At 65.6% G+C, this 16,071-nt stretch carries 34 protein-coding genes; all 34 read left to right on the top strand.

Going from position 1 to position 16,071, the window contains the following annotated elements; all coding sequences use genetic code 11:
- Positions 1-155 precede the first annotated feature (155 nt).
- Positions 156-1,013 (top strand): hypothetical protein, encoded by an 858-nt coding sequence (locus ACGHIZ_RS07370; RefSeq protein ID WP_390447193.1) that lies wholly within the window; start codon positions 156-158, stop codon positions 1,011-1,013.
- The gene (locus tag ACGHIZ_RS07365; RefSeq protein WP_390447190.1) at positions 1,010-1,462 is read left to right on the top strand and encodes a hypothetical protein; all 453 of its coding nucleotides are present in this window, start codon (positions 1,010-1,012) and stop codon (positions 1,460-1,462) included. The genes ACGHIZ_RS07370 and ACGHIZ_RS07365 overlap by 4 nt, the downstream gene beginning before the upstream one ends.
- Positions 1,463-1,464: 2 nt before the next feature.
- Complete coding sequence (locus tag ACGHIZ_RS07360; RefSeq protein WP_390447188.1) at positions 1,465-1,869, top strand: hypothetical protein; 405 nt, start codon at positions 1,465-1,467, stop codon at positions 1,867-1,869.
- Between the two features lie 37 nt (positions 1,870-1,906).
- Positions 1,907-2,305: a YkgJ family cysteine cluster protein gene (locus ACGHIZ_RS07355; RefSeq protein WP_390447185.1), complete on the top strand. Its 399-nt coding sequence runs from the start codon at positions 1,907-1,909 to the stop codon at positions 2,303-2,305.
- A gap of 22 nt (positions 2,306-2,327) precedes the next feature.
- Positions 2,328-2,606 (top strand): hypothetical protein, encoded by a 279-nt coding sequence (locus tag ACGHIZ_RS07350; RefSeq protein WP_390447182.1) that lies wholly within the window; start codon positions 2,328-2,330, stop codon positions 2,604-2,606.
- Positions 2,607-2,636: 30 nt separating this feature from the next.
- Entirely contained in the window at positions 2,637-2,861 is a 225-nt protein-coding gene (locus ACGHIZ_RS07345) for a hypothetical protein (protein ID WP_390447179.1), read from the top strand.
- Positions 2,858-3,055: a hypothetical protein gene (locus ACGHIZ_RS07340; RefSeq protein WP_390447176.1), complete on the top strand. Its 198-nt coding sequence runs from the start codon at positions 2,858-2,860 to the stop codon at positions 3,053-3,055. The genes ACGHIZ_RS07345 and ACGHIZ_RS07340 overlap by 4 nt, the downstream gene beginning before the upstream one ends.
- Before the next feature lie 58 nt (positions 3,056-3,113).
- Positions 3,114-3,251 carry a hypothetical protein gene (locus ACGHIZ_RS07335; protein ID WP_390447174.1) on the top strand — a complete coding sequence of 46 codons (138 nt, stop codon included), beginning with the start codon at positions 3,114-3,116 and terminating at the stop codon, positions 3,249-3,251.
- Positions 3,244-3,552: a hypothetical protein gene (locus tag ACGHIZ_RS07330; protein WP_390447171.1), complete on the top strand. Its 309-nt coding sequence runs from the start codon at positions 3,244-3,246 to the stop codon at positions 3,550-3,552. The genes ACGHIZ_RS07335 and ACGHIZ_RS07330 overlap by 8 nt, the downstream gene beginning before the upstream one ends.
- A gap of 12 nt (positions 3,553-3,564) precedes the next feature.
- Positions 3,565-3,990: a hypothetical protein gene (locus ACGHIZ_RS07325; RefSeq protein ID WP_390447169.1), complete on the top strand. Its 426-nt coding sequence runs from the start codon at positions 3,565-3,567 to the stop codon at positions 3,988-3,990.
- Positions 3,987-4,382: a hypothetical protein gene (locus ACGHIZ_RS07320; RefSeq protein WP_390447167.1), complete on the top strand. Its 396-nt coding sequence runs from the start codon at positions 3,987-3,989 to the stop codon at positions 4,380-4,382. The genes ACGHIZ_RS07325 and ACGHIZ_RS07320 overlap by 4 nt, the downstream gene beginning before the upstream one ends.
- Before the next feature lie 23 nt (positions 4,383-4,405).
- Positions 4,406-4,648, top strand: a complete 243-nt coding sequence (locus tag ACGHIZ_RS07315) for a DUF3850 domain-containing protein (RefSeq protein ID WP_390447164.1) — start codon at positions 4,406-4,408, stop codon at positions 4,646-4,648.
- A 46-nt stretch (positions 4,649-4,694) separates the two neighbouring features.
- Positions 4,695-5,204, top strand: a complete 510-nt coding sequence (locus tag ACGHIZ_RS07310; protein WP_390447161.1) for a hypothetical protein — start codon at positions 4,695-4,697, stop codon at positions 5,202-5,204.
- Positions 5,191-5,544 carry a hypothetical protein gene (locus tag ACGHIZ_RS07305; RefSeq protein ID WP_390447159.1) on the top strand — a complete coding sequence of 118 codons (354 nt, stop codon included), beginning with the start codon at positions 5,191-5,193 and terminating at the stop codon, positions 5,542-5,544. Before ACGHIZ_RS07310 ends, ACGHIZ_RS07305 begins: the two co-directional genes overlap by 14 nt.
- Before the next feature lie 177 nt (positions 5,545-5,721).
- Positions 5,722-5,958, top strand: coding sequence for a helix-turn-helix domain-containing protein (locus tag ACGHIZ_RS07300; protein WP_390447157.1), 237 nt, complete (start codon positions 5,722-5,724; stop codon positions 5,956-5,958).
- Entirely contained in the window at positions 5,955-6,143 is a 189-nt protein-coding gene (locus ACGHIZ_RS07295; protein ID WP_390447154.1) for a hypothetical protein, read from the top strand. Before ACGHIZ_RS07300 ends, ACGHIZ_RS07295 begins: the two co-directional genes overlap by 4 nt.
- A complete protein-coding gene (locus ACGHIZ_RS07290; RefSeq protein ID WP_390447151.1) occupies positions 6,127-6,411 on the top strand; it encodes a hypothetical protein in 285 nt (94 codons plus the stop codon). The genes ACGHIZ_RS07295 and ACGHIZ_RS07290 overlap by 17 nt, the downstream gene beginning before the upstream one ends.
- On the top strand, positions 6,390-6,512 hold the full coding sequence (locus tag ACGHIZ_RS07285; protein WP_390447148.1) for a hypothetical protein: 123 nt from the start codon (positions 6,390-6,392) through the stop codon (positions 6,510-6,512). The genes ACGHIZ_RS07290 and ACGHIZ_RS07285 overlap by 22 nt, the downstream gene beginning before the upstream one ends.
- 14 nt (positions 6,513-6,526) lie before the next feature.
- Complete coding sequence (locus ACGHIZ_RS07280; RefSeq protein WP_390447145.1) at positions 6,527-6,649, top strand: hypothetical protein; 123 nt, start codon at positions 6,527-6,529, stop codon at positions 6,647-6,649.
- The gene (locus tag ACGHIZ_RS07275; protein WP_390447142.1) at positions 6,646-6,846 is read left to right on the top strand and encodes a hypothetical protein; all 201 of its coding nucleotides are present in this window, start codon (positions 6,646-6,648) and stop codon (positions 6,844-6,846) included. The genes ACGHIZ_RS07280 and ACGHIZ_RS07275 overlap by 4 nt, the downstream gene beginning before the upstream one ends.
- Positions 6,843-7,124 (top strand): HNH endonuclease, encoded by a 282-nt coding sequence (locus ACGHIZ_RS07270; RefSeq protein ID WP_118205783.1) that lies wholly within the window; start codon positions 6,843-6,845, stop codon positions 7,122-7,124. The genes ACGHIZ_RS07275 and ACGHIZ_RS07270 overlap by 4 nt, the downstream gene beginning before the upstream one ends.
- 246 nt (positions 7,125-7,370) lie before the next feature.
- Entirely contained in the window at positions 7,371-7,802 is a 432-nt protein-coding gene (locus ACGHIZ_RS07265) for a P27 family phage terminase small subunit (RefSeq protein ID WP_390447139.1), read from the top strand.
- Positions 7,802-9,223 (top strand): hypothetical protein, encoded by a 1,422-nt coding sequence (locus ACGHIZ_RS07260; RefSeq protein WP_390447136.1) that lies wholly within the window; start codon positions 7,802-7,804, stop codon positions 9,221-9,223. Before ACGHIZ_RS07265 ends, ACGHIZ_RS07260 begins: the two co-directional genes overlap by 1 nt.
- On the top strand, positions 9,223-10,641 hold the full coding sequence (locus ACGHIZ_RS07255; RefSeq protein WP_390447133.1) for a phage portal protein: 1,419 nt from the start codon (positions 9,223-9,225) through the stop codon (positions 10,639-10,641). The genes ACGHIZ_RS07260 and ACGHIZ_RS07255 overlap by 1 nt, the downstream gene beginning before the upstream one ends.
- On the top strand, positions 10,622-11,917 hold the full coding sequence (locus ACGHIZ_RS07250; protein ID WP_390447130.1) for a hypothetical protein: 1,296 nt from the start codon (positions 10,622-10,624) through the stop codon (positions 11,915-11,917). The genes ACGHIZ_RS07255 and ACGHIZ_RS07250 overlap by 20 nt, the downstream gene beginning before the upstream one ends.
- Positions 11,918-12,124: 207 nt before the next feature.
- Positions 12,125-12,583 carry a hypothetical protein gene (locus ACGHIZ_RS07245; protein ID WP_271737997.1) on the top strand — a complete coding sequence of 153 codons (459 nt, stop codon included), beginning with the start codon at positions 12,125-12,127 and terminating at the stop codon, positions 12,581-12,583.
- Positions 12,584-12,608: 25 nt separating this feature from the next.
- Entirely contained in the window at positions 12,609-13,496 is an 888-nt protein-coding gene (locus ACGHIZ_RS07240; RefSeq protein WP_195234083.1) for a phage major capsid protein, read from the top strand.
- An 11-nt stretch (positions 13,497-13,507) separates the two neighbouring features.
- A complete protein-coding gene (locus tag ACGHIZ_RS07235; RefSeq protein ID WP_273378167.1) occupies positions 13,508-13,705 on the top strand; it encodes a hypothetical protein in 198 nt (65 codons plus the stop codon).
- Positions 13,706-13,707: 2 nt separating this feature from the next.
- A complete protein-coding gene (locus tag ACGHIZ_RS07230; RefSeq protein ID WP_390447126.1) occupies positions 13,708-14,103 on the top strand; it encodes a Gp19/Gp15/Gp42 family protein in 396 nt (131 codons plus the stop codon).
- Positions 14,100-14,441, top strand: coding sequence for a hypothetical protein (locus tag ACGHIZ_RS07225; RefSeq protein WP_390447123.1), 342 nt, complete (start codon positions 14,100-14,102; stop codon positions 14,439-14,441). Before ACGHIZ_RS07230 ends, ACGHIZ_RS07225 begins: the two co-directional genes overlap by 4 nt.
- Positions 14,434-14,724 (top strand): hypothetical protein, encoded by a 291-nt coding sequence (locus ACGHIZ_RS07220; RefSeq protein ID WP_390447120.1) that lies wholly within the window; start codon positions 14,434-14,436, stop codon positions 14,722-14,724. Before ACGHIZ_RS07225 ends, ACGHIZ_RS07220 begins: the two co-directional genes overlap by 8 nt.
- Entirely contained in the window at positions 14,724-15,065 is a 342-nt protein-coding gene (locus ACGHIZ_RS07215) for a hypothetical protein (RefSeq protein ID WP_368142581.1), read from the top strand. The genes ACGHIZ_RS07220 and ACGHIZ_RS07215 overlap by 1 nt, the downstream gene beginning before the upstream one ends.
- A 9-nt stretch (positions 15,066-15,074) precedes the next feature.
- Positions 15,075-15,677 carry a hypothetical protein gene (locus ACGHIZ_RS07210; RefSeq protein WP_368142580.1) on the top strand — a complete coding sequence of 201 codons (603 nt, stop codon included), beginning with the start codon at positions 15,075-15,077 and terminating at the stop codon, positions 15,675-15,677.
- On the top strand, positions 15,677-15,970 hold the full coding sequence (locus tag ACGHIZ_RS07205; RefSeq protein ID WP_271759476.1) for a hypothetical protein: 294 nt from the start codon (positions 15,677-15,679) through the stop codon (positions 15,968-15,970). The genes ACGHIZ_RS07210 and ACGHIZ_RS07205 overlap by 1 nt, the downstream gene beginning before the upstream one ends.
- Positions 15,971-16,071 lie beyond the last annotated feature (101 nt).

Genomic DNA, 16,071 nt, shown 5'->3' with positions numbered 1-16,071 from the left:
CGCCAAGCAGCAGCTGGACGTGTACGACGAGGACATCCCGTTCTGATGGGGCGCGTACCCGACATCATCCGCGACCACTGGGAGGCGGCCCTTTTCGCCACCTCCTTCTCCGCGGGTTTCCTGTTCTTCTCTTCGCTTCTATGGGGGTGGTTCTGATGGCATTCACCGTGTTCGACAGCTTCGCCGAGGTCTACGACGACTTCGACGAGAGCGACACCGAGGACATGCGCGACCGCGCGGTGCTCGCCGACGCGATCATGATGTACGGCCTGCACGGAGTCGAACCCGACCTCCCGAAGCACCTGCGCCGCGTGTTCAAGGCCATGAAGAACGCCATCGACAACTCTAAGGACGCGCGCGGCAGGGGCGGGAAGGGCGGCCGACCACGCAAGAAACCGACTGTCGACAAACCCGAATCGCAGGTTTCCGAAAGTGAAAACCTAGGTTTTCCAAACGTGAAACCAGTTTCCGACAAACCTGAAACGCAGGTTTCCGAAAGTGAAAACCCTAACCTAACCTACCCTAGCCTGTCCTGTACTGAACTGGTCTGTGATGAGGGCGATGCCCCAGCCGCGCCGCCCGAGTTCGAGCCGCCGTCGCTGGAGGAGGCCCGCGGTTACTTCGGCGCCAACTGCCTGAACGGCGACCCGGACGCCTTCTGGGCCTTTTTCGAGTCGCAGGGCTGGGTCAAGAGCAACGGCCAGCCGGTGAGCAACTGGGGCGCCCTGGCACTCGACTGGTCCAGACGCCAGAAGCGCATCGACGCCGACGACCGTGCGAGGGGCAAGCCGACCGCCTCGGAGGTCGAGGCCGCGACGTTCAGGCCCGCGAGGACGCCCGAGGAGGCGCTGGCCGAGCAGGAGCGCCGGTGGGCCGCCGAGCACCCGGGCATCGACCCGGGCAAGGTCGAGGCCCCGCGGGGCACGACCGCGAGCAGGGACCAGTTCGGGCTGTACCAGGACGCGCAGAGGCTGCTGGCCGCCCGCGCCGCGTGCGAGGGGGGGCTCTCATGATCCTCGACGCGGGCCTGCTGAGGGGATGGCCGAAGGAGCGCGCCGAGCTGTACGGCAAGCCCCACCTCGGGGCGAGGTACACGCACGACACGGCATATGAGCCGACGCAGGCCCGGTGCGCGGTGTGCGGAAGGCGCGCCTCCAACTGCCACCACGTCGCCCGCAGGTCGTGGGGGAAGACGTTCAGGCTTGTCACGCCCAACGGGGTGTGGGAGCTGCGCAGCCCGCTGTTCGCCCTATGCGGCTCCGGCACGACCAGGTGCCACGGGAAGTTCCACGACGGCGGCCTCAGGGCCGAGTGGGTATGGCGCACCGGGGCGGCCGAGGAGGCATGGTGGTCCGGCACACTGCTCAGGGAGTACCCGCCGCACAGCCCCGACCTCTACATGTTCGGCTACTGGGCCATCACCGACCGATACGGAAACGAGATCATCCGAGAGGTGAAATGACGATGGAGATCACCAACTGCGAGCAGTACGTGCTCGCCGAGCTCGACTACGAGCAGCGCCGCAACGAGCGCCTCGTGGCCGAGAACAACAAGCTGGCCAAGCAGCTCGACGCCATGACCAAGATGGCCAACGGCTACCGACAGATCATCAACCGGCCCAAGACGCCCATTGAGGAACTGGCCGACGAGGTCATGCGCGAGGAGATGCTGACCCGCTTCACCTACGCCGAGGTCACGGACGTCAAGAGCGCGTTCAGCGGAAGGCTGCTCGACTTCGACGAATGGTGCCACGATGCGATGCGATATGTGGCGCTGGCGGACGACGTCGGCGAGGAGGAGTTCATCCGGTTCATGCGCCGGGACCTCAAGAGGATTTACGACAAGAAGGTGGCCAGGAGTGTCGAATAGAGGCCGCCGTGCCCGACAAGAGCGGCAGGGCGGGCCGATGAATGACGAGAAGGCCATCGCCGCGGCCATCCACGCCGGGCTCCAGAGCGACGACGTGACCGACCTGTACACGGGCGACTGCAGGGGCTGCGGCGAGTGCTGCTCGCGCTTCCTGCCCGTGAGCCCGTTCGACCGGGTGCGCCTCGAGGCGTACGTGCGCCGGAACGGAATCGAGCCCGCCGAGCCCAGGGCGGAGTACGACCTGCTGTGCCCGTACCTGACGGACGGGGGAGAGTGCGCGGTCTACGCCGCGAGGCCCGAGATCTGCCGGGCGTACCGGTGCGACAGGCACAAGAGGGGCGAGCTGGGCATATTCTTCGGCGCTGAGTGCGCCGAGGTGACCGACATGCGCGCGCTCGCGGAATCCATGGCCGGCGACGTCTATGGATGCGAATAGGAACCGAATGGAAGGAATACAGATGACCGACGAGAAGAAGACCGGCGAGACGTCCGAGACGCCATACCCCGGGACGCTTAGCTGGGCGGCGACGCGGTTGCTAGAGGCAATCGGCGAGGCCGCGAAGGTCGTAGCCGAGATGCTGTGGGAGAGCATCACACGCGTGTTCAGAGACGCCAGCCGGCTCATGAGGAAGCTCGCGAAGGCGCTCGATCCGAAGTCGCAGCGCCGTCGCCGCCGCGCGCTCGCCCGCTCGCGCCGCAACAACCTGTACCTGAAGAGCATCGGGAGGTGCCGGTGATGGGCGGCAAATACAGGAAGGAGCAGGGGAATGGCTAGGAACGTCTACGGCGGCTACTGCCGCGAGTGCGGCAGGTGGACGCCTCCCGGGTTCGGACACTTCGAGCGCTACCGGGGCGGATGGCGCGTCCACTGCGTCGGGTGTGCGAGCGGTCGGAAGCTGCCGCCCGAGGGAGACCAGGCGGCGCAGGACATGCGGCGCCACGTCAGGAACATGGTGAACGACGGAAGGTACGGGAAGAGGGGATACAGATGACGGGGAACGAGAGACCGGACATCTATGCGGACGGACTCCGGGAGGAGCGCTGCGAGAACTGCCTGCACTGCTGCGCGACGGTGCTGCGCACCGTCCACGGCGTGGAGCGCACGGAGTACGAGTGCGAGCGGCGCCCGGAGTTCGTTCACAGGACGCAGGCGGAGGCCGTATGCAACTACTGGGAGGCGCGATGAGTGTAATCGACTGGAACATGGAGGCCCGGAACATCCTCAAGGCCGTGAGGGCCGTCGGGTGTACCTCGAGGGCATGAGCGCGACCCTGTGGCGGCTCGCGGGGCCGGAGATCGCCGACGAGGCGATAGTCGACTACGACAGGAGCGTGGCGGACATCGCCGCGCTCCTGGGACTGGAGGAGAGGGACTATGACTGACGGCTACCTGCTCAACCTGCGGACGTTCCGCGAGGTGAGGGACGACAAGGCGCAGGCCCTCAAGCCGCTCGAGGAGGCCGCTGAGATTTACGGCGCGTGGCAGGAGCTGACCATCCACGATGGGATGACGCCTGATGCCGACGCGCGTAGGGCGATGCTGCGCGACTACGTCATCGACGAGTGCGTGGAAACCATCCAGGCGGCCGTCAACATGCTCGCGGCGCTCACCGTCGAGCAGGGTGAGATCGACATGGCCATCGACCGGATGGACGCCCGCAACGACATGCGCGGCAGGTTCTAGAAAGGAAGAGCAATGGCGAATATCGAGTTACCAAAAGATGCCGAGGGCCGCGAGATTCCGCTGGACACCAAGGTGCTGTACAACGACAGAGGCGTCGGGTACGAGGTGAACAGGTTCACGTTCGGGGTCGATGTGATCACACACGAGGTCGAATGGACAGCCTGTTCCTACGGGACTGGGGACATGGTGTACCACTTATCTGTCAGCTCCATGCACCTAGAGAGGCCGGACAGCCTCAAGCGGCTCGCGGAAGACCTCAACCGTGCGTGGAATGTGCACGGCAAAGGCTACAGGGACATGCCGTGCCACTACGACAAGGACCGTGGCGAGTACTGCAACGATTGTCGGCTGTGCAGCCACGGGAAGATGGATTGCCTCGATGCCATGATGGCCGACATCGTATCGCGTGTGAACCGTCTGGCCGGTGATTCCGAATGATTGAGCTACCGAAAGACGCGGAAGGTCGAGAGATTCCGCTAGATACAAAGGTGCTGTACGGCGATGGCGGCACGGCCCGAAACATCGTGTACTGGGTGTTCACGACCGATTCTGACCTAGAGAAAGAGTGGAGGAACTGCTGGCGCGCGGTCACGGACGCGGGCAGGAAACTCGACCCCGAGCTCATGCACCTCACCGAACCCGACAGCTGGGAGAAGCTGGAAGAGGACTTGGACAAAGCTGCGCACGCGAGATACGTACTGTGCACTTATTTCGGTAAAGAACCTCACGATTGCGACTTTTGCAAGGCTAACGGCATCTGTGATTGTAGGACGGTCGTAATGCGCGACATTGCATCCCGCATCCGCAAGCTGAGTGGTGAGGACCGATGACTTTGCACACACTCAAGATTCAGATGAAGTACGCCGATGCCGTCCTGAGCGGCGAGAAGTCGTTCGAGGTGAGAAAAAACGACCGCGGTTTCAAGCCGGGAGACGAAATCGTGTTCATCGTCGTCAACGACAGCGGATATCAAATCGGCGACGCCGCCAGGCACCCTCTCAACGGGATTGCCTACAGGATCAACTACGTGCTCGACGACTTCGAGGGCCTCGCCCAGAAATACGTGGCGCTGGCCATATCAAAGGTGGACGAATGATTACCGATGAAAAGCGCCGCGAGGCGGCGGCGAAGGAGGTCTAGCTATGGCATACAGCGACTACGGCGCGTTCGTGTACCTCAATGGCGAGCGCAGAACCGATAAGGAGGACGTAGGCGTATACGACACCGACGAGGCTTCCCTGCCTACTGGACTCCGCGTGTTCGCGAACATCATGAAACGGGATGGCGGCGGCGAGTGGTTCGAGTTCTCGCACCACGGAGTCATGGGAGACGGCAGCGTCCGCGTCGGGTGCTACAAGCAGTATTGGCCGGAGGTCTACGAGTGGGAGGACGGCAAGGACAAGCCGACCAAATACACGTTCGATGACCTTTCCCGCAAGTTCGGGTGGAACGATTACGAGGAGTACGACAACACGAGGTACGCCGCCGACAAGTACGACAAGGAGTTTGACTTCCTTGGATGGCACTTCCGCTTCTGGGGCGACGATACCGGCGGTACTCCGAGGTACGGGGCGACCATGAGCCGCGACGGAGAGACCTGGGAGTGCGACTACGACTGTATGTTTGGAGCTGGTTTTGATGACATTCACTAGCGACGAGCGCCGCGAGGTAGCCCAGAAGCTACGCGAGAAAAAGAAGGAATTCTTCGGCGAACGCAGCTGGTTCCCGCAGGACCTGATTCTCTACCAGAGCATGTATCTCACGGCCATCGACGAGTGTCTGCCGGACGGCGAGTGCGGATTCGACGTCCTAGCCGACCTTATCGACCGAGGCGAGTGCGAGAACGTCTACGACGGGAGCGTCCAGGACTCATGCGACAACGGCTTCGAGTGCTCGGTCTGCGGCTGCAAGGTCGAGGACGAGGAACACTACCGCGTGAGCGGCGTCTGGAACTTCTGCCCGGGATGCGGGAGGAGGGTGGTAAAGCGATGATCGTCGTCGAGAAGAGGGACGTGCCCGAAGACTGCACGACATGCCTTTACGGACGCCCCAACGGGTGCGCCCACGCCGACCGCCAGAGGGACTGGATGCGCTACCGCGTGTGGATGGGCCTCGAGCGGTGCCCGAGCTGGTGGCTCGACCAAAACCGATTCGAGAGGGCGTGACGCGATGGCGACCGAGTACGTTCTGGACGCGGAGAGGATCGCGCACTGGCGCATCGACAACCACGTGCCGCTGAAGCAGCTGGCGCGCGCCGCCGGGGTGAACCTCAGCAGCCTGAGCCACGCCATCTGCGGCGGCAGGGAAGTGAAGATGAACCTGCTGCTCAATCTGGCGAATGCGATGGGCGAAGACCCGCGGGACATCGTGAAGCCCAAAGCACTTGCAAGTCAGGAGACAAAATGAGATTCGAGATCATTGAGCGCCACATCATCGACGTGCCGGACAGCGAGCTCACGGACGGCGGGCGCCCGCTGGGCGAGATGACGCTCACCGATGTTCTCGACGTCATCGCGGAGAACCCGCACAGGTTCATCGAACAGTACGAGATGTACCGCGAGGAGGTGACCCGCCTTGGGGGCAAGCTGTGAGCCGGGCAACAATCTCCCGGACGGGTGCACCGGCGCGGCAATCGACAGGCGCTTCGGCGAGGGCAAGCCCACGTGCGCCGAGTGCGCCAAGATGTACGAGTGCTGCTGCGACTACGGCATCTGCGAGGTGGAGTTCGACGACGCCTTCCGGGAGAAGTTCGACGGGGCGGACGCGGAGCCGAGCGACGTCGCCTACTGGGCGCTCCCATGGATAGCGGACCACATGAGGGACATACAGGAGGAAGCGTGCGACATGTTCTGCGGCTGATGCCGCTGGCGGCGCTCGCCGCGCTGCTGGCTTGGGCGGCGAGGTCCGCATGGGCGCTCGCCGTGGTTTTGACCGTTCCCGTGCGCTTGGCGTGCGGGTGAGATTGGAGGATTGGATGGACGAGATCGTAAGGCTGGCCGGCAAGCTCATCGGATGCCTCATCATGACGGCGCTCGTGCTGCTGTGCATCGCCGCCGTGCTGTGGTGCCTGCAGCTGGTCGTGGGGCTGGTCGCATGACTGAGGGCGAGAAGGTAGCACAGCAGCTCCGCGACGCCGCTGCCCTGCTTGAGTCCATGGCGGACGACGTGGCGGGAGACATCGACGAGAGGTTCGTGCTGCCGCCCATCACGCTCACCATCGAGATAGGCGCCACCGACGAGACCCCGACCCTGTCGGTGAAGAAGTGCTATATCGCGAGGAAGCGCCTGGCATGACGTGGAGCTCCAACGGCAACGCCGAGCGCAAGCTCAAGGCGAGGCTCCGCGCCGAGGGCAGGCCGTGCCACATATGCGGACAGCCCATAGACTACAGCCTGCCGCCCGGCACGCCGTGGAGCTTCGAGGCCGACCACGTGGTGCCGAGGGCGAGGGGCGGCGCGGTGCTGGACTACGCGAACCTCGACGCGGCGCACCGCATCTGCAACCAGAGGAAGGGCAAGCACATGCCGGGCGACGCGAGGCCCGTCGAGATAAGGCGCACGAGGCTGTTCTGAAGGCTCGAGACAACTGAATAGGCGGGGCTGAAAAGCCAAACTGGAGGCGCGGTCGTTTGCTCGGCTGCGCCTCACTGTTTTTTGGGGCGCTGAGCCGCCGATGGCGGGGGCATTGCCCCTCCCCGGGGGTGCACGGACACCCATCGCTGCCAGTGCCGATTTCCCCCCGCCCCATGACCCCAGGGCGGGGGTAGGCCGCGAATCTCACCCGCGTCGCACAATGCGGGCACGAGAAAGGAGGCCGGGATGCCGGAGATGCCGGAATCGGTCGCATCCGACGACTATCAATCGCAGATCTGGGCGAGCGTCACCGCATCGGGGCGCTTCTCCGACGAGGACGCGCCGAACCTCGCGCTGCTGTGCTACTGGCACGCCGTGGCGAAGGCAGCGGAGGACGCCATGAGCAAGGGCAAGTCCGTGAAGGTGCTCGACCCCGTCGGCTACAAGCCCATCAAGGCGAAGAACGGGCGGCACGCCATCATGGAGCGACCGCACCCCGCCGTGTCCGTGCTCAAGCAGGCGACCGCCGAGATTCGCGCACTCAACGAGCTGCTCGGGCTGTCGCGCAAGGCGGTGCCCATCCAGGTGCAACAGGCGCGTCCGCAGAGCGACGGCGCTAGGGTGCTGAGCCTGATGTTCGCCGACCGCGAGCGCAAGGCCAAGGCGGCGGGCGCCTGATGGAGCCCAGGCAGACGCCGACATACGAGGCCAACGTCCCGGAGGACCTCAGCGGCGACGGCGGGATGGCCTGCGAGCTCGCGACCGCCTACTTCGGCGACCCGCTGCCGTGGCAGCCGCACCTGCTCGACGCGATGCTGGCCCGCGACGCGCGCGACAAGTACCTGCTGCGCACGCTGGGCATCTCCATCCCGCGCCAGAACGGAAAGAGCTGGGTCGTGCGCGCCAGGTGCTTCTACGGCGCGCTCAACGGCGAGAAGATCCTGTACACCTGCCAGCACGGCGACACCTCCGACCAGATGTTCAAGGAGCTGTCCCAGCCATTCGAGGACGAGGACGAGACCGAGCTGCACGACCTCCTGCTCGCCGTGCGCAAGACGAACGGGCAGCAGGCCATCAGCCTCAAGAACGGCGGACTCATTCGCTTCACCACCCGCACCAACTCGCTGGCGCGAGGCAAGACCTACGACGTGCTCATCTACGACGAGGCGCAGGAGCTCACGGACACGCAGCAGGCGGCGTCCCTGCCTGCAATCTCGGCGAGCGCGATGCACAACCCGCAGACCATCTACCTCGGAACGCCGCCAGGCCCCGACAACGTCGGCACGGTGTTCCGCGACCTCCACGACGACGTGCACGACGGCGAGTCCGAGATGGCGTGGATCGAGTGGGGCGCGGACGAGATAGGCGACGTCCACGACGAGTCGAGATGGTACGAGTTCAACCCGTCCATGGGCACCGTGCTCAACTACGAGGCCGTCAAGGGCGAGTCCGAGCAGATGCAGCCCGACGTGTTCGCGCGCGAGCGTCTCGGATGGTGGGCGAAGACGGGAGGCTCGCTCCTCTACGCCCTGTCCTCCAAGAAGTGGGACGGGTGCCGGCGCGACTCAGCGCCCACCGGCGGAAAGCTCGCCTTCGGCGTGAAGTTCTCCGTGGACGGCTCCCGCGCCGCGGTGTCCTGGGCGCTCGCCGACAGGGACGGACCGTCCTACGTCGAGCTGTACGACGTGATGGGCGCTTCGGGCGGAACGGTCGCGATCTCGGACATGCTCCTGCGCAACCGAGACGAGATCGCGTGCGTCTGCATCGACGGCAAGTCCGGAGCGGACGCGCTCAAGCGGCGGATGCTCGACGGCGGCTTCAGCAAGTGCGCACTCGAGATGGGAACCCCGGCAATCGTGCAGGCTGCGGCGTCGATGCTCAAGGACGAGGTCGACTCGGGCACGCTCTCGCACATCGAGTCGCCGGCGCTCGACGACTCGGCGCGCAAGTCGCTCAAGCGCGACATCGGCAGGGACGGGTGGGGCTTCGAGGACGGTCCCGACTCCATCGCCGCCCCCATCGAGTCCGCATCGCTCGCCCTCTGGGCGGCGAGAACAACGAAACGAGACCCGCGAAGGGAACAGGAGGCCAGCTTCTGATGGCAGCAGTGAACATGGAACTGGCGGGGCAGGTAGCATCCGCCGCAGGCTTGGAGCCGGGCGACGCGGCGCTCGTCCGCGAGCTCATGACCGTCTGGCGCGAGCACCGCGCCAGCAATCTCGAGCGCGAGGACTACTACCTCGGGCACGTGTCGGTGAAGGACCTCGGCATCGCCATGCCGGCGAGCCTCGCCAAGAAGATCAACCCGCGCGTCGACTGGCCCCGCAAGGCCGTGCACGCCCTGGCGGACCGCTCCATCTTCAACGGTTACACGTGCGCGGACGAGCAGACGAGCAAGGCCCTCCGCGCCATCTGCGAGTCGAACCAGCTGGAGCGCCTCTACCGCAAGAACCTCATCGGCGAGCTGAAGCACTGCTGCGGCTTCTGGACCGTGACGGACGGCGGCGGCTACCCGGTCATCTCGGCATACCCCGCCACCGCGGCGGCGGCCCTGTGGGACGACGCTCGCAAGGCCATCAGGGCGGGCATCGTCGTGGCTGAGTCCAAGAAGATGCCCGGCGACACCGAGCGCGTGCCGACCGTGGTGCACCTGCTCACCGACGACAGCCTCGTGGTGCTCACGCGCGACGGCGGCTCGTGGGTAGCCGAGTACCGCGAGCACTCGATGGGGCGCTGCCTCATGGAGCCGATGGCACACGGCGCGACGCTCGAGCGCCCCTTCGGCACCTCGCGCATAAGCCGCTCCGTGATGAGCATCACCGACGACGCCATCCGGCAGCGCGCCCGAATGGAGGTCGCCGCCGAGGCCGCGACCCTGCCGCAGACTTGGCTACTGGGCACCTACAAGAAGATGCTCAACGACGACAACAAGTACGACGCCTCGATGGGCGCGGTCAACGAGATCACGAAAGACCCGGACGGCGACAAGCCCACGGTCTGGCAGTCCGCGCAGCTCCAGATGGCACCGCTCACGGAGTACCTGCGCCAGCTCGCCTGCCAGATGTCGGCCGTGACCAACGTGCCGGTGAGCTTCTTCGGCGTGTCCAACGACAACCCGTCCTCCTCGGACGCTATCGCCGCGTCCCTGGAGCCCTTGGTCATCGACGCCAAGAACCTCAACCGCGACAACGGCACGGCGCTGCGCAACGTGGCCTACATGGCGCTCGCCGTGGCGAACGGCACCGATTTCGCCACCGAGCGCGACGCGGGGCATGAGATCAACCCGCGATTTCTGTCCCCGGCGTACCCGTCCACGGTGAGCCTGTCCGACGCGCTGCTCAAGCAGGTGCAGGCGCTCCCGAAGCTCGCCAACTCCACGGTGGCCTACGAGATGCTCGACTACACGGACGAGCAGATCCAGCGCATCGAGTCGGATGCCAAGAAGGCGCAGGCGGGCGCGGCTATCGCATCGCTGTTCGAGCCGAAGGAGGGCGAGAATGGCGGCGGTGCCGACTAGCCTGCTGGACGAGCTGACCGATGAGGTGAACGCGCTGTCGGCAGACGCCCAGGCGAAGGTGAGGCCGGCGCTCGAGTCCCTGCTGTCGAGCTGGGAGCGCGGAGGTGGCGGCGATGTCGCCTCTCTCCGCGAGATGGCCTACGAGACGATCGAGACGGTGCTCGGGTACTACGCCGACACGTGCGCCGCCGCGAGGGCCGCAGAATACTACGACGCGGTCAGGGCGTCGCAGGGCTTCCCCGGGAAGTATCGGGCGGTCGCCGAGTCCATGCGAGACCCGGACGCCACGCTCGGCGCGGTTAGATATTTCATCGGCAAGGTCGTCGAGGGCGCCCCCGAGGTCTTTGTCTCGCGGTGCGTCACGAGGGTCGACGAGGAGATCAGGCGCGCCGCCAACAGGTGCGTCGCCCACAACGCGCGCAAAGACCCGGCAAAGCCGTGGTACGCCCGCGTTCCCCGTGGCGAGACGTGCGGGTTCTGCCTCATGCTCGCGTCGTTCGGCTTCTACGCCAAGACCGAGGAGGCGGCCGAACACTCGCACGCGCACTGCGACTGCCGAATCGTTCCCGGCTTCGACGGGGTGACCACAGTCAAGGGATACGACCCTGACGGGATGTACGAGAGGTATAACGACTGCCTGGCCGCGCTCGGAGGCCGCGACGGCATCGCCTCCGACTGGTACGCAATGCCGGAGGACGAACGCAAAGCGCTCGTGAGGCGCCACGGCAACAAGGAGGGGAAGGCGTACACCGCCTACCTCAACAACCGCGTCGCATCCGAGATAGAGCTACGCGACCCGTCCTGGTACGCGGGCGGCGAGCATAAGGGCATAACGTTCACGGACGATGCGGTGATGCGCGACAAGGTAAAGAGGTGGAGGGTAGACCCCGGAGAGAGGAGAACCGCAGAGAAGCTGGCGGCACTGGGCTACAAGACCGAGTTCTGGGAAGACGAGGTGCACCTGAAGAGCGAGAACGCGCAGGGAAAAACGACCGTAAGCCGCGCCGACCTGTCCACGGGCATCGAAATCAAGACCGTGTACACGTCGAAATCGGAGAACACGTTCAAGTCGCACATGAAGTCCGTGGCCAACAAGAGCGGGGTGCGGTTCGCCGTCTTCGACGTCAGCGAGAACAAGTCGGTCACCGACAGCCAAGCCGAAGCGTGGATACGCAAGTACATGAAGAGGTACGGAATCTCTGAGGTGCGGATGCTGGGGCACGACGGGTCGCTCCAAACGATAAAAAAAATAGGCGGGAGCTGCATGTCTCAATAGGTGAGTCAAACAGCTTCCGCCTAACCCCATCATACCGCATGGCCGCCCACGGGCGGCTTTTTTCATGCCGAAAAACGCCAAACAGGCCAAATCTCACGCCCGTAGGACACTGCCGCGCGACAGGGCCGCACGGCCCGAAACGCACATCTAAGGGGCTCGGCCGCACGGCTGGCCCGACGGGCCGCACGGTCCGGGAAAGGACGCGACATGGCAGCAGAGACCAACACGGAGCCCACGGGCGGTACGGAGCCGACCGGGGGCGAGGAGCCCGATTACAAGGCGCTCTACGAGGCCGAGAAGGCGCACTCCCGCAAGTGGGAGAAGCAGGCCAAGGCCAACAAGAGCGCGGCAAGCGCACTCGACGAGGCCAACCAGGCGAAGAAGACCGCCGACGAGAAGGTCGCGGAGCTCGAGAAGCGACTCGACGCCAAGGAGAAGGCCGAGGCGCGAGCCAAGACCGCCGCCAAGGTCGCGCAGGAGAAGGGAGTCCCCGCCGAGCTCATCGTCGGCGAGGACGAGGAGAGCATGGCCGCATGGTGCGACAAGATGCTCGCCGCATTCAAGACAAAGCCCGCGCCGCGAGTGGAGAAGCCCGGCAGCTTCGACAAGGGCGGCAAGGGCGGGGACGAGGCGCTGCGAGACTTCGCCAAGCGCCTCCTGAAGTAAGCCAAACCCGAAGAAAGGCACAGAAATGGCTGCAAACGACACCCAGAAAATCAAGCTGCCGTCCAGCGTGGTCTCCACCATCATCGGCAAGGTGAAGGACACCTCCACCATCGCCACGCTGAGCCCCAGCACGCCGCAGAAGTTCGCCGACACGACCTATCTCGTGTTCAACCCGACCGCAGAGGCCGAGGTCGTCGCCGAGGGCGGCAAGAAGTCCGGCTCCGAGATCTCCACCGACCCCGTGGTCGCAAAGCGCGCCAAGATCGTCACGACCACGCGCGTCTCCGACGAGCTGAAGTGGGCCGACGAGGACAACCAGCTGGAGATCATCTCCAACATCATCGCCGACCAGACCGCCGCCGCGGGCCGCGCGCTCGACTACATCGTCTACCACGCCATCAACCCCAAGACCGGCCTCGGCCTCACGGGCTACACTGCCCTGACCGCTGACAAGGACGTCCACAGCGTCGCCAAGACCGACTCCCCGGTCGACGACATTGACTCCCTCTCTGACGCCCTGCTCGACTACGGCATCAACGGCATCGCCATGAGCCGCCAGTTCGCCTCCGAGCTGCGTAAGCTGCGCGTGCCCGCCACCGGGCAGCGCCTGTACCCCGAGGTGCCGCTGTCCCTCAACGTGGGCAACCTCGACGGCATCCCCGCCTCCGTGTCCGGCACCGTGAACGGCCGTCTCGCCAAGACCCCGACCAAGGTCTCCGCGATCATGGGCGACTTCTCCGCCATCAAGTGGGGCATGGTCCGCGACATCACCGCCGAGGTCATCGAGTACGGCGACCCCGACAACACCGGTCAGGACCTGAAGGGTTACAACCAGATCGCCTACCGCACCGAGGCCGTCCTCGCATACGCGGTACTCGACCCGAAGGCCTTCGCCGTCCTCAAGAGCGCCTAGGGGGTACCGAGATGGCTCATCTAGTCCAGAAGTTCATCGTGGAGGACGCTGGCAAGGCGTCCAGCATCCTCCCGCAGCACGTTGCGCTCGTCTCGCCCGACGGCAAGCCGCTCGTGCTGCCCAAGAAGGTCGCCAACCCCGGCGCCGGCCCGACCGTCGCGAAGGTCGTTCAGGCCCTCGTCGACGCCGGGATCATGGAGGCCGAGTAGCCATGGCCGCGCTCGCCAGCGTGGACGACTACAAGGCCCGCTACGGCGAGCCCGCGGACGAGGCCCGCACCGGGGTGCTGCTGCAGGACGCATCGGACCTGATGCTCGCGGCATTCGAGGACCGAATCGGCGAGTACACCGAGGGGGCGTGCCCGGCGTTCGACCGCGCCGCGCCCGCCGTGTGCTGCCTGCTCGTCAACCGCGTGCTCTCCGCCCCCGCCGCCATGACGGGGGCCACCCAGTACAGCCAGGGGGCGGGCGGATACACGGCATCGGTGACCTACGGCTCGGCGCTCGGCGAGATGTACCTCGGGAAGAGCGACCTCAGGCGTCTCGGCCTCACCGGTCAGGCGCTCGGGGCGCTCACGCCTCTGGAGAGGGGAGGGGTGGCCGAATGACGTGCCTCATCTCCGGCGAGACCGTGACCGTGCGCAGTGCGGCCCAGTCGTTCGACGAGCTGGGAGAGCCGACCGGCGAGACGGTGACCGAGACGGCGGTCGAAAACGTCGTGGTCTGCCCCGGCGCGACCGCCGACCTCGACTCGACGCGCCCCAATGGCGTGACGGTCGCCTACACGCTCTGCTTCCCGAAGGGCGCGGACGTTGACCTCAAGGACGCGACGGTCACGGTGCGCGGCACCGACTACAAGGTGATCGGCGACCCCAAGCGATACACCGCGGCCAACACGCCCGGCCCCTGGGACCTCACCTGCGAGGTGACCCGAACCGATGGCTAAGGCGAAGTGCGAGGTCAAGATCAAGTGGAAGGGCTGGAACCGCGGCGGATACGCCGAGGTCATGAACGGCGGGGGCGTGCAGACCATGCTCACCGAGAAGGCCAACGCCGCCGCGGCCGCATGCAACTCCACGTTCACGCCGAAGTACGGCGAGAACGGCTACAGCACCGCGGTCGCAGGCGGTTCGCTTGCGAGGGGCCGCGTCGTCTACACGGATAGCAAGCACGCCAACGTGAGCGAGCGCAAGCACAACCGCCTGCAATCCGTCTTCGGGGGTGACTGATGGACATCGAGAGGGTAGTGGCCCAGCGCCTTATGCACGCGACCGGCATCAAGTGCGTGCCGGACGTTCCGCGCGAGAGACCCGATGAGTTCGTCCAGGTCACCCTCGCAGCCACGAGCGCGACGCGGTTCATCCAGTCGCCGCGCGTGCTCGCCACGTCGTGGGCGAAGACCCGCAGGCGCGCACGCGAGATCGCCGAGGCCGTCGAGCGGGCGTGCTCCGCCATCGAGGACGAGCCGAACGTGTTCTCCGCCGTGCCCGACGGCACCTACCGATGGGACGACCCCGACACGGGGACTCCCAGATACCAGACGAACATCAACCTGACCATCTGCGAATAAGGAGCAATCATGGCAGAAAGCAACAAAAACAACGTCGCCAACGTCTCCAGCGCCAAGGGAGTCAAGGGCGGCTACATCTTCACCGCTCCCGTCGGAACGGCGCTGCCGACCGACTACACGACCGCGCTGCCCGAGGCGTGGAAGTGCCTCGGCTACATCAGCGAGGACGGCTACGTCGAGACGCTCGACACCGACTCCGAGGACATCAAGGACATGAACGGCGACCTCATGGCGTCGCCGCAGACCTCTCGCGTCGAGAGCGCGCAGCTCACGCTCGCCGAGATCAAGGCCGCGACCCTCAAGGTCATGTACGGCTCCGGCAACGTCAAGGACGAGGCCGGCATGATCACCGTCAAGCACAACGGCGACTCCACCGAGACGTGGCCCGCCGTGCTAGAGCTCGTGCTCAAGGACGGCCGCCGCTGGCGCAAGGTCGTGCCGCTCGCCCAGTCCTCCGAGCTGGACGACCTCACCCTCGCCGTGGGCGAGCTCGCCGCGCGCGCCCTCACGGTCAAGTACCTCACCGACGATGCCGGCAACACCTGCTACGACTACATCCAGTCCACCGAGACCGCGACCGCCAAGGCCGCTGAGACCGCGGAGGGCAAGTAATGACCGAGCTCACATTCACCATCCCCGGCATCGACGGCGAGTTCACCGCCGACCTCGACGAGCTGCTCAGCTACAAGACGAACAAGCAGTTCGCCAAGAGCGAGACCGAGCCCGCCGGGATGTTCGAGGCCTTCGAGCGCGTCTTCGCGGGCCGCGACGAGGAGTACATGGAGCGCCTCGGCGGCTCCGTCGAGTCCACGGGCGTGCTCATGCAGGCCGCATTCGAGGCGGCGAAGGCAAAAAACTCCCAGGATTCGTCCTCGAGCTCGAAGGGCACCGCTCAGAAGTCGTAGCGGACTTCCGCCAGTACTACGGCATCGACCTCCCGCTCGAGGGCGGACCGGACGACCTCCGGCGCGCCGCCCTCCTGTGGGAGCAGCTGCCGAAGGAGTCG

Origin of the sequence: Collinsella sp. i05-0019-G5, from assembly GCF_042851345.1 — a bacterium.
Taxonomy (GTDB): domain Bacteria; phylum Actinomycetota; class Coriobacteriia; order Coriobacteriales; family Coriobacteriaceae; genus Collinsella.
The sequence above is the reverse complement of the archived record's forward strand: the minus strand, read 5'-3'. Positions and strand labels throughout refer to the sequence as shown.

Bases quoted from the DNA above. Each gene is read 5' to 3' on its own strand.
- ACGHIZ_RS07315 (WP_390447164.1), top strand. From the start codon at position 4,406: ATGAAGTACGCCGATGCCGTCCTGAGCGGCGAGAAGTCGTTCGAGGTG.
- ACGHIZ_RS07365 (WP_390447190.1), top strand. From the start codon at position 1,010: ATGATCCTCGACGCGGGCCTGCTGAGGGGATGGCCGAAGGAGCGCGCC.
- ACGHIZ_RS07225 (WP_390447123.1), top strand. From the start codon at position 14,100: ATGACGTGCCTCATCTCCGGCGAGACCGTGACCGTGCGCAGTGCGGCC.
- ACGHIZ_RS07340 (WP_390447176.1), top strand. From the start codon at position 2,858: ATGACGGGGAACGAGAGACCGGACATCTATGCGGACGGACTCCGGGAG.
- ACGHIZ_RS07360 (WP_390447188.1), top strand. From the start codon at position 1,465: ATGGAGATCACCAACTGCGAGCAGTACGTGCTCGCCGAGCTCGACTAC.
- ACGHIZ_RS07205 (WP_271759476.1), top strand. From the start codon at position 15,677: ATGACCGAGCTCACATTCACCATCCCCGGCATCGACGGCGAGTTCACC.
- ACGHIZ_RS07245 (WP_271737997.1), top strand. From the start codon at position 12,125: ATGGCAGCAGAGACCAACACGGAGCCCACGGGCGGTACGGAGCCGACC.
- ACGHIZ_RS07270 (WP_118205783.1), top strand. From the start codon at position 6,843: ATGACGTGGAGCTCCAACGGCAACGCCGAGCGCAAGCTCAAGGCGAGG.
- ACGHIZ_RS07230 (WP_390447126.1), top strand. From the start codon at position 13,708: ATGGCCGCGCTCGCCAGCGTGGACGACTACAAGGCCCGCTACGGCGAG.
- ACGHIZ_RS07280 (WP_390447145.1), top strand. From the start codon at position 6,527: ATGGACGAGATCGTAAGGCTGGCCGGCAAGCTCATCGGATGCCTCATC.
- ACGHIZ_RS07260 (WP_390447136.1), top strand. From the start codon at position 7,802: ATGGAGCCCAGGCAGACGCCGACATACGAGGCCAACGTCCCGGAGGAC.
- ACGHIZ_RS07220 (WP_390447120.1), top strand. From the start codon at position 14,434: ATGGCTAAGGCGAAGTGCGAGGTCAAGATCAAGTGGAAGGGCTGGAAC.
- ACGHIZ_RS07300 (WP_390447157.1), top strand. From the start codon at position 5,722: ATGGCGACCGAGTACGTTCTGGACGCGGAGAGGATCGCGCACTGGCGC.
- ACGHIZ_RS07210 (WP_368142580.1), top strand. From the start codon at position 15,075: ATGGCAGAAAGCAACAAAAACAACGTCGCCAACGTCTCCAGCGCCAAG.
- ACGHIZ_RS07235 (WP_273378167.1), top strand. From the start codon at position 13,508: ATGGCTCATCTAGTCCAGAAGTTCATCGTGGAGGACGCTGGCAAGGCG.
- ACGHIZ_RS07255 (WP_390447133.1), top strand. From the start codon at position 9,223: ATGGCAGCAGTGAACATGGAACTGGCGGGGCAGGTAGCATCCGCCGCA.
- ACGHIZ_RS07265 (WP_390447139.1), top strand. From the start codon at position 7,371: ATGCCGGAGATGCCGGAATCGGTCGCATCCGACGACTATCAATCGCAG.
- ACGHIZ_RS07250 (WP_390447130.1), top strand. From the start codon at position 10,622: ATGGCGGCGGTGCCGACTAGCCTGCTGGACGAGCTGACCGATGAGGTG.
- ACGHIZ_RS07330 (WP_390447171.1), top strand. From the start codon at position 3,244: ATGACTGACGGCTACCTGCTCAACCTGCGGACGTTCCGCGAGGTGAGG.
- ACGHIZ_RS07295 (WP_390447154.1), top strand. From the start codon at position 5,955: ATGAGATTCGAGATCATTGAGCGCCACATCATCGACGTGCCGGACAGC.
- ACGHIZ_RS07325 (WP_390447169.1), top strand. From the start codon at position 3,565: ATGGCGAATATCGAGTTACCAAAAGATGCCGAGGGCCGCGAGATTCCG.
- ACGHIZ_RS07305 (WP_390447159.1), top strand. From the start codon at position 5,191: ATGACATTCACTAGCGACGAGCGCCGCGAGGTAGCCCAGAAGCTACGC.
- ACGHIZ_RS07275 (WP_390447142.1), top strand. From the start codon at position 6,646: ATGACTGAGGGCGAGAAGGTAGCACAGCAGCTCCGCGACGCCGCTGCC.
- ACGHIZ_RS07215 (WP_368142581.1), top strand. From the start codon at position 14,724: ATGGACATCGAGAGGGTAGTGGCCCAGCGCCTTATGCACGCGACCGGC.
- ACGHIZ_RS07370 (WP_390447193.1), top strand. From the start codon at position 156: ATGGCATTCACCGTGTTCGACAGCTTCGCCGAGGTCTACGACGACTTC.
- ACGHIZ_RS07320 (WP_390447167.1), top strand. From the start codon at position 3,987: ATGATTGAGCTACCGAAAGACGCGGAAGGTCGAGAGATTCCGCTAGAT.
- ACGHIZ_RS07355 (WP_390447185.1), top strand. From the start codon at position 1,907: ATGAATGACGAGAAGGCCATCGCCGCGGCCATCCACGCCGGGCTCCAG.
- ACGHIZ_RS07350 (WP_390447182.1), top strand. From the start codon at position 2,328: ATGACCGACGAGAAGAAGACCGGCGAGACGTCCGAGACGCCATACCCC.
- ACGHIZ_RS07240 (WP_195234083.1), top strand. From the start codon at position 12,609: ATGGCTGCAAACGACACCCAGAAAATCAAGCTGCCGTCCAGCGTGGTC.
- ACGHIZ_RS07310 (WP_390447161.1), top strand. From the start codon at position 4,695: ATGGCATACAGCGACTACGGCGCGTTCGTGTACCTCAATGGCGAGCGC.
- ACGHIZ_RS07345 (WP_390447179.1), top strand. From the start codon at position 2,637: ATGGCTAGGAACGTCTACGGCGGCTACTGCCGCGAGTGCGGCAGGTGG.